This is a genomic window from Limnospira sp. PMC 289.06 (assembly GCF_032350395.1).
GTDB lineage: Bacteria > Cyanobacteriota > Cyanobacteriia > Cyanobacteriales > Microcoleaceae > Limnospira > Limnospira platensis.
The window spans coordinates 1-3,302 of record NZ_JARPLC010000015.1; the positions used below are offsets into that span (position 1 = coordinate 1).

The following is a 3,302-nucleotide window of genomic DNA, read 5'->3' on the forward strand; positions in this document are numbered from 1 at the left end:
TTGGCTTTCCCAACGCCCCTAACCAGGAGGCTTGCAGATAATCCGATCTAGAGAAACAACCGGAAGTGCGTGGCATGATTCGGCTCAATGGGCTATTCAAAGTTTCAGCAGGACTGGTTCCCCACTCTCCCACCTGCTAACGCGAGGTGGGAGTTCTTGAACATATCTGGGTTGCGTCATAGGTAGCTGGCTGGCTTTGGTGGAATCCCACCACAGAATCTAGTATTCTATGATAGATAACTATTGTACAGGCGATCGCCTGTAGAAAAGCAAATTCTCTCACCCTCAACAGTCGCAATGACCCTAGGTACATGGATAGGCTTCACAGCTTTCTTAATCGCTATATACATCCTGTGGCGGATTAAACAAGCCCTGCTGATGATTTTCGCCGCCGTCGTCCTAGCCACCGCCTTAAACCGTCTCACCCGTCAATTCCAGCGTCTGAAACTACCGCGATCGCTTGCCGTCTTCCTATCCATTAGTCTATTCTTCTTAGGGATTACCATCGGCTTTTTATTGGTAGTCCCCCCCCTAATCAACCAATTAGAACAACTAGCCAAACAGGTCCCCGCCGGTCTCGAACAAGGTCTAAAGCTGCTGAACCTGTTAATTGACTATTTACGCACCGACCTCAACGGACCCTTACGGGAATATCTATCAGAAGTCAGTCGCGACCTGAGACAGATCCGCATCGAACAAATTATCCAACAAGCCCAAGCCCTCAGCAATCAATTAATCGGCGGTTTTGGGGTCGTCGTCGGAACCACAGTAGAAGGATTAGTCAGCATCTTATTAATCCTCGTCCTCACCCTCATGCTTTTAGCCGACCCCCAAGCCTACCGTCGCAGCAGCTTACAACTAATTCCCGCCTTTTACCGAAGGCGAATGAACGACATTCTCGATACTTGCGAAATAGCCCTAGGTCGTTGGCTAATCGGTGCCTTACTCAACATGATTGGTGTCACCCTACTAACAGTAGTCGGCTTGTGGATACTGAGAGTCCCCTTAATTTTCGCCAATGCCATTCTCGCCGGACTCCTCAACCTAATTCCCAATATAGGTCCTGCTGTTAGCGTCATTCCCCCAATGGCGATCGCCCTTTTAGACTCCCCCTGGAAAGCCACATTAGTAGTGATGTTATATATCATCATCCAGCAAATCGAAACCGCCGTAATCATGCCCTCGTTAATGGCTTACCAAGTCTCCCTACTACCAGCCATCACCCTTCTCGCCCAAGGATTTTTCCTAACCTTCTTCGGATTTGGCGGACTCGTGTTAGCCTTTCCCCTCGCCGTAGTCGGTCAAGTTCTGATCAAAGAAATCCTGATTCGAGATATCCTAGATATTTGGGATAATCCCCCTCCCCTGAAACCCGTCACCGACCAACCCTCACTCCTAACCAGTGAAACCCTCCCAGAGCATAATCCCAGGAATAATCACCAGTGAAAACCATAGCCGAAATCAACCACAAAATCAATCAGCAGCAAGCCATTGTCTGCACCATCGAAGAACTCAAAGCCAGAGTCAAAGAAACCAGCATCAGCCAAGTCGCCCAAGAAGTCGATGTCATCACCACCGGAACCTTTGAACCCATGGAATCTTCCGGTGCAATTATCAACCTCGGACATACAGACCCCCCCATCAATATTCGCACCTGCTGGCTTAACGGTGTACCCGCCTACAGTGGTTTTGGCGCAGTAGATATATATATTGGCGCTACCCAAATGGTCAAAGAAGGAGACGAACCCAGCGATCGCGGTGGCGGTCATGTTATCGAAGATTTAATCGCTGGAAAAACCGTCCATCTTCAAGCTGTTGGTACTCCCTCCGACTGCTACCCCCGAAGTTCCCTAGAAACCTCCATTAGCAAAGAGACAATTAACCAGTTTTATCTATTTAATCCCCGCAATTTATACCAGAATTTTATCATTGGCGTTAATGGTGGCGATCGCCCTTTATTTACTTACCTCGGACCCCTACAACCATTTTTAGGTAATGCCGTTTACTCCAACTCTGGCGCGATATCTCCCCTATTCAATGACCCCGACCTACAATTAATCGGCATAGGAACTCGCATTTTCCTGGGGGGAGGAATTGGATATATTACCTGGGAAGGAACCCAACATTTCCCCATCCAAAAAAGATTGCCTAACCGCACCCCCATAGGACCCGCCGCCACCCTCGCCGTTATCGGGGATGCCAAACAAATGAACCCCTATTGGGTGCGAGGCTGCTATTTTAAACAACACGGACCCTCTCTCATGTTAGGCATTGGCATTCCCTTACCTGTGCTTAACGAAGAAGTGGTTTCCCGCGCCACTATTGCTGATGAGGATATTGTCGCCCCAGTGGTCGATTTTGCTATCCCCCGCCGGGTTCGCCCTACTTTCGGTTTGGTAACATACGCTCAACTCAAAAGCGGTCGTATCCAAATTGAGGGTAAAACCGTCCGCACCGCCCCCCTCGCCAGTATTTCCCGCTCTCGACAGGTGGCGGAGGAACTCAAGGAATGGATAGAGTCTGGCAATTTTACCCTCACTGAACCTGTCGCTCCTATCCCTATGGACAGGTCTTTTATCCCCCAAGATATTTGGGGTTCTCAAATACGTTTAGATTGATTTTATCCCCTCCTCCGACTATAGCCATGACTTATCGATTTAGGCAGACAATTTTAAATATTGAATCAGTCACCACAAATTTCCGGGGAAATAGTCATCATTTTCGTCACGAGAGAATCGGCACTTGACACCGTTTTGGGGTTCTGATAACATAACGTTATATGTGAAAATACCTTTGTTGTATCTATAGGGGCTCTGTAGCCGATTTCCGGTAGAAAGCGATCGCCTCAAACCTGCATTTTCTCGCCTCACCTACCCCACCCATAACCCTCACTCGTATTCGTGAATTTGCTGGCGATGCACGAGTTTTTTTTTGGCGTTTTGAGGGGGGATTGACAAAATTACTAAAATGTGCATCCTCAACCGTTGCTATAGCTGTGACTTATTTATTTCGGCAGACAATTTTAAACATTGAATCAGTCACCACAAATTTCCGGGGAAATAGTCATCATTTGCGTCACGAGAGAATCGGCACTTGACACCGTTTTGGGGTTCTGATAACATAACGTTATATGTGAAAATACCTTTGTTGTATCTATAGGGGCTCTGTAGCCGATTTCCGGTAGAAAGCGATCGCCTCAAACCTGCATTTTCTCGCCTCACCTACCCCACCCATCACCCTCACTCGTATTCGTGAATTTGCTGGCGATGCACGAGTTTTTTTTGGGCGTTTTCAGGGGGGAT

The 3,302-nt window shown here is 48.0% G+C and carries 3 protein-coding genes; 2 read left to right on the forward strand and 1 reads right to left on the reverse strand.

Translation table 11 applies throughout. The features are described from left to right. The first annotated feature begins 297 nt into the window (after positions 1 to 297). Entirely contained in the window at positions 298 to 1,446 is a 1,149-nt protein-coding gene (locus P5674_RS05420; protein WP_315669849.1) for an AI-2E family transporter, read from the forward strand. Beyond that, positions 1,443 to 2,618: a homocysteine biosynthesis protein gene (locus tag P5674_RS05425; RefSeq protein WP_006617500.1), complete on the forward strand. Its 1,176-nt coding sequence runs from the start codon at positions 1,443 to 1,445 to the stop codon at positions 2,616 to 2,618. The genes P5674_RS05420 and P5674_RS05425 overlap by 4 nt, the downstream gene beginning before the upstream one ends. A 69-nt stretch (positions 2,619 to 2,687) precedes the next feature. Here P5674_RS05425 and P5674_RS05430 read toward each other — a convergent pair whose 3' ends face one another. After that, a complete protein-coding gene (locus tag P5674_RS05430) occupies positions 2,688 to 2,870 on the reverse strand; it encodes a hypothetical protein (RefSeq protein WP_315669850.1) in 183 nt (60 codons plus the stop codon). Between the last annotated feature and the right edge of the window lie 432 nt (positions 2,871 to 3,302).

Bases quoted from the DNA above. Each gene is read 5' to 3' on its own strand.
- P5674_RS05420 (WP_315669849.1), top strand. From the start codon at position 298: ATGACCCTAGGTACATGGATAGGCTTCACAGCTTTCTTAATCGCTATA.